Origin of the sequence: Thiohalocapsa halophila (genome assembly GCF_016583825.1) — a bacterium.
In the GTDB taxonomy this organism is placed as follows: Bacteria; Pseudomonadota; Gammaproteobacteria; order Chromatiales; family Chromatiaceae; genus Thiohalocapsa; species Thiohalocapsa halophila.
Genome location: NZ_NRRV01000038.1, coordinates 36,290 through 49,989 on the forward strand (window position 1 = coordinate 36,290; position 13,700 = coordinate 49,989).

Below are 13,700 nucleotides of genomic sequence, written 5' to 3' on the forward strand. Positions count from 1 at the left end.
TGCGGTGAAGACTATGGTGTCATTCGCTCATGGGGCAATCCGTGGTCAATGCCGAGCGCCTTGGCGATTTTACCTAGGTCAATAAGGCCGCTGCTGAGTGGCCGTCCTTGGCCAATACCAGATCACAGTGGGAGCGGGCCTCATGCCGCGTTGGTCATCAAGCGCGCTTGATCTCGAAGCTTTCCACGTACTCCTCGGGCTTCGTCCAATCGAATTCCTTGCCCATGATGGTGTACTTCTCGTAGGTCTTATCCGGCGGCTCGTAGCCGAGCTCCTTCATGTACTTGGCCGCGTCGGAGGCCACGTAGACCTGCTCGGCGATGGCCTTGTAGTCGATATCGCCTTCGACATAGCCCCAGCGCTTCATCTGCGTGAGAATCCACACCGCCATGGAATGCCAGGGGAAGGGATCGAAGTCGATGCGGTCCGGCACGTCCTGGATATTGCCGAGGCCGTCCGCGAAGCGCCCCGTGAGCACCTGCTCGATGACCGGCACCGGCTGGTTGAGATAATTCTTCGGCGCGATGGCCGCCGAGATCTCCTTGCGGTTCTCGGCCTTCTGCGAGTAGTGCGTCGCATCGATGATGGACTTGAGCAGCGCCGAATAGGTGTTGGGCATGGTCTCGGCGAACTCGTCCGAGCACGCGAAGGCGCAGCAGGGGTGACCGGGCCAAATGTCCTTGGTCAGGATGTGGATGAAGCCCACCTTCTCCCAAACGGCGCGCTGGTTGAACGGGTCCGGCGACAGGAAGCCGTCGAGGTTGCCGGCGCGCAGATTGGCGACCATCTCCGGCGGCGGCACCACGCGGATCTGGATGTCCTGGTCCGGGTCCAAGCCGTGCTCGGCGACGTAGTAGCGCAGCAGGAAGTTGTGCATGCTGTAGTCGAATGGCACGCCGAACTTGAAGCCCTTCCAGTCCTTCGGGTCGCGCTTGTCCTTGTGGTCGTTGTGCAGGACGATGGCCTGGCCGTTGATGTTCTCCACAGCCGGCATGCGATAGGGCACCGCGGTGGAGCCGGCGCCCATGGTCATGGCCAGCGGCATGGGCGTGAGCATGTGGGAGGCGTCGTACTCGCCGGACAGGGATTTGTCGCGGGCGACGGCCCAGCCGGCGGTCTTGATGACATCCACGTCCAGCCCGTACTTCTCGTAGAAGCCGAGCGGGTGCGCCATGATGATGGGTGTCGCACAGGTGATGGGCACGAAGCCGACCTTGAGCTTGGCCTTCTCGAGCGCGCCCATTTCCTCCTTGGCGGCCGCCTTGATCTTGTCCATGGGCAGCATGGTGCCGAGGATGCTCGCCAGCGTGCCGCCGCCGACGACGCCTAGGAACTGGCGGCGGCTCATGTCGTTGTGGCCGAAAACCCCGCGGACGATGGCGCTCTCGATGGCGCGGTCCATGATGTCGTCGGGGGAGTCGAAGGTCTCGCGCCGGCTGGCGCCGGCGGCGGCAAGGGCGGACGACGCCGCGCCGGTGTCCGTCGCGGCGTCCTCGAACACCGCGCGCTCCAGACGCTCGGTCATCTCGGACTCGGTGCACTCGTAGGCGCTCGCCTCCTGCTCGCGCTTGAACACGCAAATGGGGCAGTTGCAGGCGGGTCCATGCTGGAGGTCGGCGTTAGCGTCGAAGGGATTGCCCAGGCTTCGGTACGACATCGGTTTCCCCTTGGTTGGGAGGTGCTCAGGATTGGCATCCACGCCTGCACTGCGCCGACTGGCGCAGTGGTTGCAAGCGATCTTGGTTTCGGTTGTTTGGCGTCTCGATCTGCCCTGTGGGAGTGCAGCCGGTCCCTAGCCTGCGCGCTATTCGTACGGCGCAACCCGGTCGGCACTTGCGGCGGTTGCTGCGCCGCAGCTGACACGGGCACTGGAAGCAAACCGCGTGCCAGCGGTCTGCCAGGCATCGAAAGCCTGTTTCTGCGGGTACTTGGGATGCGCGAGGGACGCCGCACTCTGTTACGAGCTTTCGTAGATCACGAAATTGCGTCGCTGTACCACGAAAATGCGTAGACCATGACACCGCCCTCCGATCCCGCCCGCGTCATCCCTCTCCCGGCTGAAGCCGCGAGCCCCGCCAGTGCCCCGGCACTGAGCCCAGAGGGCTTTCGCGCGCTGTTCGAGCTGCACCCCGACGCCCAGCTGCTGTGGGACCCGCTCGCAGACCGTATGGTCGAGGTGAACGCGCAGGCCTGCGCGCTGCTCCAGCGCAGCCGACCGGAGCTGCTGGCGTTGGCGCCGAGCGCGCTCCATTCCGGCGAGCGCGGCGCCCTGGTGGTGTTCACGGAGGCGGTGCTGGAGCGCGGCGAGTGCTGGACCGACGGCCTCAGTACCGAGCTGCCGGACGGCTCGCGGTTGGCGCTGGAGTACAACGCCCGGCGGGTGGTCCTGGACGGCGCCGCCGAAGAGCGCGCCTTGGTGCTGGTGACGGCGCGGGACCTCACCACCGTGCGCCGGCGGGAGCTGCACTCGGACGCCGGGGCCTACCTGCGCAGCGGCCTTTCGGAGTGGCGGCGGGTGGAGCGGCTGTTCGCGGACATCGAATCGGACAATCAGCTCATCCTGCGCGCAGCGGGCGAGGGCATCTACGGCGTCGACGGCAACGGCATCACCACCTTCGTCAATCCTGCCGCTGCCCGCATGCTGGGCTTCGCCGCCGAAGAGCTCGTCGGCCGCGGTATGCACGCCGCCATCCACCACAGCCACCCGGACGGCTCCGGCTATGCCGCCGAGCAGTGCCCCATTTACGGCGCCTTCCGCGAGGGCGCCGTGCACCGTCGCGACGACGAGGTGTTTTGGCGCAAGGACGGCAGCAGCTTTCCGGTGGAGTACACCAGCACCCCGGTGGTGGACCGCGGGCGCATCATCGGTGCGGTCATCGTCTTCCGCGACATCAGCGACCGCCGCGACGCCGAGGCGCGCCTGCACGCAGCCATGGCGGAGCTGGAGCAGCTCAAGCACCGCCTGGAGCTGGAGAACCACTACCTACAGCAGGAGCTGAAGGAAGAAACCAACTACCGCGAGATCGTCGGTCGCTCCCGCGCGGTGCGGGAGGTGGTGCGCAAGATCGAGCTGGTGGCGCCCACGCAGGCGCCGGTGCTCATCACCGGCGAGTCCGGCACTGGCAAGGAGCTCATTGCGCGGGCCATCCACGGCGCCGGCAGCCGCGGCGATCGCCCGCTCATCCGTGTCAACTGCGCCGCGGTGCCCGCGGACCTGTTCGAGAGCGAGTTCTTCGGCCATGTCCGCGGCGCCTTCACCGGGGCCGTGGCCGACCGCGTCGGGCGCTTCGAGCTCGCCGACGAGGGCACCTTGTTCTTGGACGAGCTCGGCGAGATCCCGCTGGAGCTCCAGGGCAAGCTGCTGCGGGTGCTCCAGGAGGGCCAGTTCGAGCGCGTCGGCGACACCCGTACCCGCAGCGTCGACGTGCGCGTGGTCGCCGCCACCAACCGCCGGCTGGAGGAAGAAGTCGCCGCCGGGCGCTTCCGCGAGGATCTGTTCTATCGGCTCAACGTCTTCCCCATCGAGTCCGTGCCGCTGCGCGAGCGCCCGGAGGACATCCCGTTGCTGGCGGCGCATTTTCTCGGCAAGGTGAGCCGCCGCCACGGCCGCGACGGCCTGCAGCTCTCCCGCGCCGATGTCGAGCGGCTGCAGGCGTACCATTGGCCGGGCAATGTGCGGGAGCTGGAGAACCTCATCGAGCGGGCGCTCATCGTCTCCACCGGCAACAAGCTGGCGATCGACCTGCCCGCGGGCGGTGCGGCCGCCGAGCGCCCGCCGCCGCAGCCCGCGCCTGCGAGCACCGCCGCCGGGCCGCCGAGCACGGAAGCCGAGCGCCGCGCCCAGGAGCGGGCGATGATCGTCGCCGCACTTGACGCCAGCGGCGGCAAGATCTTCGGGGCCGGCGGCGCCGCCGAGCGCCTGGGGCTCAAGCCGACGACGCTGGCCTCGCGGATCAAGCGCTTGGGTATCGAGAAGCCGCCAAAGCGCACCGCGGGCTCCTGAGCGGTGGGGCCGCCCTCACCCCGGCGCGCCCGTTTCGCGGCAGGGATGGCGCTCCCTCAAGCGACCGTGGCAGCGCCATCCCTGCCGCGACGACTTCCAGTGCCCGGGTGTCCAAATCTCGCGGCAAGGATGCCGCTCCCACAAGCGCATGCAGTTTTTCAGCGATCATGACGGCCTTTGCAGACAGGGTTTTCGTGTTCACCGGCGCCACGCTGGAACGGGCCTTGGACGACTGGGTGGCCGAGCAGCTGGCGGCCTATCCGCATCAGGAGGAGCGCATCCGCATCGCAGCCCTGGCGATGCGGGACTTCTTCGAGTCGGGCCACATCCACCGCCACAAGATGACGCTCGGCCGCCAGTCCGGAGGTCAGGAATGACCGGCGGCTGGCTCAACACCGTGGAGCGGCTGGGCAACCGGCTGCCGGACCCCTCCACGCTATTCGCGCTGGGCACGCTGGTGGTGATGCTGCTCTCGCAGCTGGCGGTGTGGCTCGGCTGGGAGGTCTCCCGCACCCTGGAGCGCGACGGCGCGCTGGTCACCGAGCCCATCACGCCAGTCAGCCTGCTGGACGCCGACGGCCTCTGGTGGCTGCTCTCCAATCTGGTGGACAACTTCGTCGAGTTCCCGCCGCTGGGCCTGGTGCTGGTGGGGCTGCTCGGCATCGGCGTCGCCGAGCGCTCCGGGCTGCTGCCGGTGCTGCTGCGCCGGCTGTTGGCGGCGGCGCCCGGCCGGCTGCTGGTGCCCATGACGGTTTTCGTGGGCATCCTGTCGTCGCTGGCGCTGGACGCGGGCTATGTGGTGCTGCCGCCGCTGGCGGGCGCCTTGTTCCTCGCCGCCGGGCGCTCGCCGCTGGCGGGCATCGCGGCGGTGACCGCCGGCGTCACCTGCGGCTTCTCGGCGAACCTGTTTCTGACCGGCCTCGACCCCTTGCTAGCGGGGCTGTCCACCGCCGCCGCGCACCTGCTGGACCCGGACTACGAGGTGGCCATCAGCGCCAACTGGTGGTTCATGATCGTCTCTACGGTGCTGCTCACGGCCACCGGGGCCTTCGTGACCCGGCGCTTCGTGGAGCCGCGGCTGCCGCGGCCCACAGCCGCCGAGATGGCCGGCGGGTCCGAGCCGGCGGCGGCTCCGGACGCCGACGCGTCGGACACCGAAGCGCCGGCAACACCGGCCGCCGCCCCACAGGCCGAGGACCGGGGGCTGCGCTTCGCCGGCTGGACCTTCGGCGTGCTGATGGTGCTGCTGCTCGCCGCCGTGCTACTCCCGGGCGCGCCGCTGGCGGGGGAGGGCGCGCGCTTCCCGCGCTGGATGGAGGCGCTGGTGCCCATCCTGCTCATCGTCTTCCTGGGCACCGGGCTTGCCTATGGCATCGGCGCCGGCAGCATCCGCCGCGACCGCGACGCCGTGGACATGATGGGCGAGACCATGCGCACCATGGGGCCCTATCTGGTGCTGGCCTTCTTCGCGGCGCAGTTCATCGCCTGCTTCGGCCACTCCCGCCTCGGCGAGATGCTGGCGGTGGTGGGCGGCGGCTGGCTCGCCGAGCTGGCCCTGGCGCCGGCGGTGCTAATGCTGGCGTTCATCGGTGTGGTGATGGCCGGCAACCTGCTCATCGGCTCGGCCAGCGCCAAATACGCCTTCTTCGCGCCGGTGTTCGTGCCGATGTTCATGCAGGCGGGCATCGCCCCGGAGCTGACCCAGGCGGCCTACCGCGTCGGCGACTCGGTCACCAACGGCATTACGCCGTTCAACCCCTACCTGGTCATCATCCTCGCCTTCATCCGCCGTTACCGCCCTGAGGCCGGCCTCGGCACCCTGGTGGCGCTGATGCTGCCCTACACGCTGATATTTGCGCCGGTCTGGGCCGTACTCCTGGGGATCTGGGTCGCCGTCGGCTGGCCGCTGGGGCCGGGCGGGGGGCTGGTGTATCCGGCGGGTGGTTGAGATCGACGCACGCCGTGCGCACCCGATCGATGCGCGCCCTGTCGTCGGAGCCTCCGTCTGCCGCACCGGAGGCCGCGCAAAGAGCGACGACACCGATGCATGACCGAGGCATGGTCTGGGTTACAAGTCCCAGTACATGACGTGCTTGTCGAGCTTATAGGTCCAAGGAAGACCGGCGTTCTTCCAGCCGTTCACGACACGCTCGCCTTTGCGTGGGCCCACCGTCGCCTTGTCGCCCTCAAAGCCATCGGTCACCGAGTAGACCTTGGTATAACCGGCGAGATGCAACAGGTTGGCAGCCTTGGAGCTGCGACTCCCGGAACGGCAGACGAGATAGATCGGTGTGTCTTTGCGCAGGCCCTTCTCTTCCATGAGCTGATTGACCCGCTGCGTAAACTCGTTATTGGGCCGCATCTTGAAGGTCTACTTCTTGTCATCCCACTCATCAAACATGCCAACGGTCATGTACGGGATGTTGGCGTCGATGCCCGCCGGCGCGCCGACGAAGGCCAGCTCCGGGCGCGAGCGCACATCGATGAACACGGCGTTATCCCCGAGCTGCTGAAGCTGCTCGAAGGCCTGCCGGGCGGTGACATAGAGACCCTGATCGGTCTGCTTTTTCTTCGGCAGCTCATCGCTGCCCAGCCAGTTGGCGATTATCCGCAGGTCGGCATCACTGGGTGGCTCGTAGCAGCCTTCTTGGTCTGCCTGCCCGATACAGAACTGGTCATGCATGAACACCGTCTTATCGGACTCTGCCTGACCGCCGAAGATCTCCTTGGCATGCGCATAGAGGTCCGTCGCTGGCTTACCGCGCAGGACGGGGACATACCGCGCCTCTGGGTGCACGCCATCGGCACCATGACAGTTGGTACAGCCGTGTTCTTGAAACAAGCGCTGCCCCATGGGAATTTCCGCCGCCTCGCTGTCACCAGGTTCCGGGGTGGCCCCGAAGGCAGCAGACGACGCGCAAATGAGCGCTGCGTAGATGGCGTTTCGGAAGCTCATGTGTCACACCTCCACCGTTGTTTTCGAGTCAAGTGCGGATATGCGGATGTCAGTGTCAATGCGGTTCCTGACGCGCATGACGCGGGGCTTTGGTGCGGCACAAGGCGCTTCAGCCATTGACCAGGCGCTGGCGAGCTACCCCCGTCAGCACCACGGACAATCACCCTCACGCAGACGCTGGATCGACTCCAATCACGCGATCGTGGTCTCGAGCGAAGCCGTCTTCTGGCGATCATCCGTCCAGCGCACGCTGACCGTGTCGCCCGGCGCGCCTGCGAGGATTTCGAAGGCGAGGTAGGGATTCGCCGAGATGCCCCAGCCCCAATCCAGGGTCATCACCGGCTTGCCGTGATGCTCGCAAACCACCTGGTGGATAAAGTGGCGCGGGATCGGCGCCTCGGTCGCGGGATGCTTGCGGCGGCCGGTCTCCATTGGGTGGCAGAAATTGAGTCTGTCCAATTGTTATCCTTTTCTTTCAGCAAGATGAGGCTCCTACGGGTGCTCCGCTACCTGCAGATTCGATGGTAGACCCCGTGCGCTCGCAGCCCTGTACTCCGCGATCAGCGCGGCGCCCAGGCCCCGCGTGAGCCGGTGTCAGACCTGCGCTGCCGATCCTATCGATGCCCGTCCGGCGCCGATCCAGCGGGTCGCGAACCCGCCGCGCATCTTGGGTTTCGTTAGCTCGCCGTTCAGCTCCTGCAGCGTATCCTGCAGCGCCTCCTCAATGACGGGATGATAGAAGGGCATCGCCAGCGCCTGCTTGACGGTCATGTTCTGCTCAATGGCCCAGGCCAACAGATGTGCCAGATGCTCGCAGCGCGGGCCGACCATGCTCGCGCCGCGGATGCGGCCCGACTTCCGCTCTGCGTAGACGCGCAGCAGCCCGCGGTTCTGACCCATGATCAGCGCCCGCCCCACGGGTCCGAAGCGCTGCTCAGCCACGACCATGGAACGCTCATCGAAGCGACTCCATTCCATGCCGACGCAGGCGATGTTCGGCTCGCTGAAGACGATGGCCATGGGCGTATGCGCCCGCCAGCTGCGCTTGCGCCGATGCACGCTGTTCCAGCCCGCGATGCGACCTTGGGCGGCGGCACGCTGAAGGTTGGCGATACCGCCGGCGGCGTCGCCGGCGAGGTACACCGACGTGCGCCCCACGCGCAGGGTCTCGGGGTCGCAGATGGGCACGCCGTGATCGCCCATGGGCACGCGGAGGCGGTCCAACCGCAGCCGCGCCAGGTTGGGCCGCCGACCCAGGGCCAGGAACAGCTTCTCCACCACGACTTCGCGCTCGCCGGAGCGCACCCGAAAGCCGCCGTCGCAGCGCTCGATCTGCGGCTCGTGCGCCAGCCACAGCGGAAACTCGCGCTGGAAGATGTCCAGCGCGGCGCGGTTCACGGCGGGGTCTTGGATGCGCGAGACGCGCTCGCCGTGGTCGACGCCGGTCACGGCGACGCCGAGGCGATGCAGCGCCTGTCCGATTTCCAAGCCAATGGGGCCGAGGCCGATGACGGCCACCGACGCCGGCAGCTCTTCCTGCTCAAAGATCTCGTCCACGGTGAGAATGCCGTCGGCGAACTCGGCTCGCCAGGTTTCGGGCACCACCGAGCGGGCGCCGGTGGCGACGATGATGGCGTCCGCGGTGATCTCCCGCTCGCCGACCCGCAGCCGGTGCGGATCAAGCAGCTCGGCGTACTCCTCGATCAGGTGCTCGCCGTCCATCTCGTCGGTGGTGTTGGCGAGCACCAAATCGACGAAGGTGTCGCGCAGGTCGCGCACGTGCTCCAGCGCCGCCGGGCGGTCCAACGCCAACTCCTCACCGCCGGACACGCCGTAGCGCTTCAGCTTGTCGGTCATCTTGTAGGAATCTGCCAGGTGGATGGCCACCTTCGACGGCATGCAGCCGACACGCGCACAGGTAGTGCCCAGCGGACCGCCGTTGATGAGGACCCAATCGTCCGTGACCTTGAGAATCTCTTTGATCGCGTTCAGGCCGGCGTGTCCCGCGCCGATCACCGCAACATCGACGTGCTTCTTCATGTTCTTCTCCCTCGCCCGACTGATTATGGTGTGGGTTATCTTGCTTCGGCGCCCGCCTAACGCGGACCTTGCATTCAAGCTATGCAACGGCAGGCAACAGGACAACCGCTTTTCGCGCAATCAGCTTGTCGGAAAAATCCGCCTCTCGATACGTAAATACTCACGTACGCTCTGGACCTTGAAAAACTGCCAGCACGACGGGTTCGCAAGATCCCCACAAGGCGCTTCAGCCGTGGACCAGACGCTAGCGAGCTACCTCGTCAGCAGCATGGACAATTCCCCTCACGCAGATGCCGGGTGGAGTCCAATCACGCGATCGTGGTCTCGAGCGAAGCCGTCTTCTGGCGATCATCCGTCCAGCGCACGCTGACCGTGTCGCCCGGCGCGCCTGCGAGGATTTCGAAGGCGAGGTAGGGATTCGCCGAGATGCCCCAGCCCCAATCCAGGGTCATCACCGGCTTGCCGTTATGCTCGCAAACCACTTGGTGGATAAAGTGGCGCGGGATCGGCGCCTCGGTCGCGGGATGCTTGCGGCGGCCGGTTTCCATTGGGTGGCGCATGATCACCCTGACGCTGATGTTGCCCTCGCGCAGCCGGGCGCGGATCTTGCCGTGCTCGTTATTCATCGCCAGAACGTCCTCTCGTTTCTCTTAGCCAACCAACGCCTAACCACCACAACCGCCAGCCGTGACCTTGACGGCGCGTGTGGCTCGGTAGAGGCCACCGTCGGCCTCAACCAGCGCGATCAGTTTGGCGCTGGCTCCGAGCTTCACCCTCACCGAGACGGTCGCAGCAACCGCTGGCGTGAAATGAGCCAGCGCCAGTAAAGGGAACGGATTCTCGTCGGACAGCAACGCCAGCGACCTCGGTTGGGGCAAGTCGACCGTCGTCGTCACTGGGACCATACGGCCGTTTTCGGCGATGTCCGGCGCTTCAATCAGAATGGCATCGGTAGGCTCGGCAGAGGCTGAGCCAAACAGCAGCTGGCGGGCCCGGTCGAGCTGCTCGGCATGGAATGCCTCGGTCGGCCAGGCATCGCTCGGCGCCTCAGCCCGCAGCAGCGACGGCAACAAGCCGGCGGATGCTAGTGCCGCCAGGGACAGACCCTCGCCGCCGCGGCGGATGAATTGTCTTCTCAGCATGCCGATTTCTCCCGTTACTTAAGGGCACCTCGAAAAATGCCTTCCATGGCATTTTTCGAGACGTGAAGCGAAAACGCGGTTTCCGCTTCGCTCCATTGCTCAAGCGCTTAGGCGCTTGAGCAATGGCGGGGCATCCTGCCCCGTACGGGCACCTCGAATTTTTCGAGGTGCCCTTAATACGTCTGGACCGGCCACCGGGAAACGCCTTGGTACCGAAAACCCGGAGGTTCGTGTGTTTTGGTCCTTGGCCCGTGGCATAGCCCCTGCTCGCATCAGCAGCCGTCGTCTTCGAACTGGACCTCGCCGGTGGCGGGGTCGCGAAGCGTCTTGCCGTGCTCGTCCGTCTTGCGAACACGGATAAACATCATGTTTTCGATGCGGTCGAATGCGGTGTCCATGGCATTCTCGACATCGACGGCACGCAGTCCGTCGTAGATGTAAATCCGGCCCTTTTGCTCTTGTGCCAGCTCGCCCGGCGTCGGCTGCAGGAGGCGACGCATTTCGATGGCAGCGACGCCATTGTCGGCGTCCTCGGCGGATGCGTGAGAAGCGGGCAGCAGACCTAGCCCCGTCGCGCAGAGCAGTACGCCGGCGATGCGGCGGGATTGACTTTGATTCAGGCGCTTAGCGTTCATTGTGTACCTCATTCCTGGTTGTTGCCGGTCCTGACTCTCGTGCGCGCTTCACAGGCAGTGCCGATGCGGCGACGTTCCATGAGACTAGGCCCCGTTCGAGAGCAGTGTATGATTGCCTCCGGGGAGAGACCATGACGCGAGCGAGCTAGCCCAAATGGGCTAATGCTTTTGCGTCGCTTCAGCCTCGATGGAGGAGCCGGCACTGAACATCTTGGTAGCAGATGACCATGCCCTGGTGCGAGCGGGCCTGATTGGAGCCCTGGCGCAATTGGACCCGGAGCCGCATGTGTTTGAGGCGGCCACCGCTGCGGAGGTGATGGACTGCCTGGCGGCGGTGGCCGAGCTGGACCTGATCCTGCTCGATCTGTTCATGCCGGGCGCCGTCGAGCTCGATCTACTGCGGCAGGTGTGCAGCTCGGCGGGCTCGGTGCCGGTGGTGGTGCTGTCGGCGAGCGAGAGCGCAGCGCACGTGCGCGCGGCGCTTGAGCTCGGCGCGGCCGGATACGTGCCCAAATCGTCGTCGAGCGAGCTGCTGATCTCGGCGCTCAAGCTGGTGCTTGCCGGCGGGGTCTATATGCCGGCGGCGCTGATGCAAGCGGCGCCGCCGGCGGAAATGATGACCACGCGCCTACCTCAGGCCGGTGAGCTGTCGACGCTGCTCACGGGGCGTCAGCAGGAGGTGCTCCGATTGCTCGGGCGGGGCTGGTCGAACAAGCAGATCGCGCGCGCACTGGCGGTGTCGGACAACACCGTGAAGGTCCATGTCGCAGGTGTGCTGCGCCTGCTCGGCGCCAGCAACCGCACCGAGGCGGTCATGCTGGCGCAGCAGCGGGGTTTCGAGTTCGACGGCGAGTGAGCTGGCCAGCGTGGGCCGATTACCCCATCAACAACCGATCCCAGACTTCGTGACGGCCCGCCGGCAGGACGTAGCCGAGGAGTGTCTGCGCCTCCTGCACCAGCAGATCCCGCGGGGCCAGGTACTCAACGTGTCCTTGGCCACCATCTTCGCAGGTGCCCTATGGCTCCAGATGCAGACTCCGCGGCCTTGGATCTGGATGGCAGGGTTTCTGACAGTGGTGCTCATCCGTCAATTGCTGCATCGCTTCGTGTTACCTCCCGCCCGAGGGCGGCCGATCCGCCGCACCACCCCCTTACTCTATACGCTCACTGCGGTCTTCTCGGGTGCAGGCTGGGGCAGCGCACTCTACATTCTGGACCTGGGCTCCACCGATGTGCTGGTGCTGACTGCTCTCACGCTGGGGGGCGTGATGGCAGGCGCGATCGGCGTGCTGTCGTACCTGCTGAGCGTCTACGTGGGTTTTATACTGCCCATCGCCTTGCCCCTGGCGCTCCACTTTTTCACGCAGGAGCCGGAAGGCATCGCGGTGATCGGCCTCATGGTGCTGGTGTTCCTGGCCGGATGTGTCTATTTCGCGTTGGTGTTCAATGGCGTCGTCACCCAGACGCTGCGCCTCAAGTACGCCAACGATGCCCTGCTTCAGGACCTGCAACGCCAGAAGCAGATCGCCGAGGACGCCAACGTCGCCAAGTCGAAGTTCCTCGCGGCGGCGAGTCACGACCTGCGCCAGCCGCTGCATGCACTGAACCTGCTCATCGAGGCCCTGAAGACGTCGCGGGCGGACCGAGACCGGGCCGATATCTACCCGCGGGTGGGGCAGTCGCTCGAGGCGCTCGGCAAGCTCTTCAACGCCTTGCTGGACATCTCCAAGCTCGACGCCGCTGCGGTGACACCGGAGCCGGAAGATTTTCGCCTCGAAGGGCTGCTTGGGCGCTGCGTGCGCGAGCACGAGGCCGAGGCCCGCCGTAAGGGTCTTCGGCTGCGCTGCCGCGACTGCGCCGTGCTGGTGCAGACCGACCCGCTGTTGCTGGAGCGCGTGGTCCGCAACCTGCTGAGCAACGCAATCCGTTACACCAAGCAGGGCGGTGTGCTCATCGCCTGTCGTAAGCGCGGCAATGGGGTGTTGCTGCAGGTCTGGGACACCGGCGTCGGCATCCCGGAGGACCGCATCGCGGAGGTCTTCGAGGAGTTCCGCCAGATCGACAATCCCCACCGGGACCGCAATCGTGGTCTCGGGCTTGGCCTCGCCATCGTCCGGCGGCTGTGCAACCTGCTCGGGCTGCCCCTGACGCTGCGCTCGCGGCTTGCGCGGGGCACGGTGGTGAGTATCCTGCTGCCGCGCGCCATCCGTAGGCAGGAGACGGCTGCGTCGCCGCCGTCGCCGTCGCCGATCTGGGAGATGCGCGGCCGCGTCGTCCTGGTCATCGACGACGAGCGCGATGTCCTGCAGGCGACCGCGGTGCTCCTGGAGCAGTGGGGGTGCGAGGCGCTCACGGCGCAGTCTGGGCCGCAGGCGCAAGTGCTGCTGCGTCGGGGCGGGCAAGTGCCGGATGTCATCCTCTCCGACCTGCGGCTGCGGGATGAGGAGACCGGCATCGACGCCATCGCAGCCGTGCGTGCCGCCTTGGGTCAGCCTGTGCCCGCCGTCCTCCTCAGCGGGGATACGGCACCCGAGCGCATCCGCCTGGCCCGTGAGAGCGGCTACCGGCTGCTCCACAAGCCCCTGCAGCCGGCCCGGCTGCGGGCGGCCTTGCAGCGGGCCATTGCGGAGATCCCGGCGCGCTGACCTCTGCCTGGGCCGGCACTCGCCGTCGACGGGCCGCCGGCTCGCGCGCCCGGATTCGCTGCCCACAGACCCCATCTACGGCGCCATGGAGTTGTTCAGCCCCGCCACCCACCGCTGGTTCCGCCAGAACTTCGCCGGCCCAACCGCTGCCCAGGCCGCCGGCTGGCCGATCATCGCCGCCGGCCGGAACGTGCTGATTACGGCGCCCACCGGCAGCGGCAAGACGCTGGCCGCCTTTCTTTGGTCCATCGATCGGTTGATGGGGGGAGAGGGGCTAGG

At 66.6% G+C, this 13,700-nt stretch carries 14 protein-coding genes; 6 read left to right on the forward strand and 8 right to left on the reverse strand.

What is annotated here, in order from left to right; genetic code table 11:
* Window positions 1-157: 157 nt before the first annotated feature.
* Window positions 158-1,657, reverse strand: a complete 1,500-nt coding sequence (locus CKO31_RS15405; RefSeq protein ID WP_200239232.1) for a CmpA/NrtA family ABC transporter substrate-binding protein — start codon at window positions 1,655-1,657, stop codon at window positions 158-160.
* A 357-nt stretch (window positions 1,658-2,014) separates the two neighbouring features.
* Between CKO31_RS15405 and CKO31_RS15410 the strand changes: the two genes are divergently transcribed.
* From CKO31_RS15410 to CKO31_RS15420, 3 genes are all read left to right on the forward strand, one after another.
* On the forward strand, window positions 2,015-4,003 hold the full coding sequence (locus tag CKO31_RS15410) for a sigma 54-interacting transcriptional regulator (RefSeq protein ID WP_200239234.1): 1,989 nt from the start codon (window positions 2,015-2,017) through the stop codon (window positions 4,001-4,003).
* A gap of 167 nt (window positions 4,004-4,170) precedes the next feature.
* Entirely contained in the window at window positions 4,171-4,380 is a 210-nt protein-coding gene (locus CKO31_RS15415) for a hypothetical protein (RefSeq protein WP_200239235.1), read from the forward strand.
* Complete coding sequence (locus CKO31_RS15420; protein ID WP_200239237.1) at window positions 4,377-5,951, forward strand: AbgT family transporter; 1,575 nt, start codon at window positions 4,377-4,379, stop codon at window positions 5,949-5,951. Before CKO31_RS15415 ends, CKO31_RS15420 begins: the two co-directional genes overlap by 4 nt.
* 120 nt (window positions 5,952-6,071) lie before the next feature.
* Here CKO31_RS15420 and CKO31_RS15425 read toward each other — a convergent pair whose 3' ends face one another.
* The 7 genes from CKO31_RS15425 to CKO31_RS15455 all read right to left on the reverse strand — a co-directional run bounded on the left by CKO31_RS15425 (window position 6,072) and on the right by CKO31_RS15455 (window position 10,776).
* Window positions 6,072-6,365, reverse strand: coding sequence for a rhodanese-like domain-containing protein (locus CKO31_RS15425; protein ID WP_200239238.1), 294 nt, complete (start codon window positions 6,363-6,365; stop codon window positions 6,072-6,074).
* A gap of 9 nt (window positions 6,366-6,374) precedes the next feature.
* Complete coding sequence (locus CKO31_RS15430; protein WP_200239240.1) at window positions 6,375-6,959, reverse strand: c-type cytochrome; 585 nt, start codon at window positions 6,957-6,959, stop codon at window positions 6,375-6,377.
* A 192-nt stretch (window positions 6,960-7,151) separates the two neighbouring features.
* A complete protein-coding gene (gene soxZ / locus CKO31_RS15435) occupies window positions 7,152-7,418 on the reverse strand; it encodes a thiosulfate oxidation carrier complex protein SoxZ (protein ID WP_242475403.1) in 267 nt (88 codons plus the stop codon).
* A 135-nt stretch (window positions 7,419-7,553) separates the two neighbouring features.
* Entirely contained in the window at window positions 7,554-8,999 is a 1,446-nt protein-coding gene (locus CKO31_RS15440) for a dihydrolipoyl dehydrogenase (protein ID WP_200239242.1), read from the reverse strand.
* Window positions 9,000-9,307: 308 nt separating this feature from the next.
* On the reverse strand, window positions 9,308-9,625 hold the full coding sequence (soxZ, locus tag CKO31_RS15445) for a thiosulfate oxidation carrier complex protein SoxZ (RefSeq protein ID WP_200239244.1): 318 nt from the start codon (window positions 9,623-9,625) through the stop codon (window positions 9,308-9,310).
* A gap of 39 nt (window positions 9,626-9,664) precedes the next feature.
* Entirely contained in the window at window positions 9,665-10,141 is a 477-nt protein-coding gene (locus CKO31_RS15450; RefSeq protein WP_200239246.1) for a thiosulfate oxidation carrier protein SoxY, read from the reverse strand.
* 272 nt (window positions 10,142-10,413) lie between these two features.
* Window positions 10,414-10,776, reverse strand: coding sequence for a hypothetical protein (locus CKO31_RS15455; protein ID WP_200239248.1), 363 nt, complete (start codon window positions 10,774-10,776; stop codon window positions 10,414-10,416).
* A 187-nt stretch (window positions 10,777-10,963) separates the two neighbouring features.
* Here CKO31_RS15455 and CKO31_RS15460 point away from each other — a divergent pair, with 187 nt between their 5' ends.
* The 3 genes from CKO31_RS15460 to CKO31_RS15470 form a co-directional block, all read left to right on the forward strand.
* Window positions 10,964-11,632 (forward strand): response regulator, encoded by a 669-nt coding sequence (locus CKO31_RS15460; RefSeq protein WP_200239250.1) that lies wholly within the window; start codon window positions 10,964-10,966, stop codon window positions 11,630-11,632.
* Between the two features lie 10 nt (window positions 11,633-11,642).
* Window positions 11,643-13,421, forward strand: a complete 1,779-nt coding sequence (locus CKO31_RS15465) for an ATP-binding response regulator (protein ID WP_200239252.1) — start codon at window positions 11,643-11,645, stop codon at window positions 13,419-13,421.
* A gap of 73 nt (window positions 13,422-13,494) precedes the next feature.
* A partial coding sequence (locus CKO31_RS15470; protein ID WP_438874012.1) for a DEAD/DEAH box helicase occupies window positions 13,495-13,700 on the forward strand: 206 nt, incomplete at its 3' end.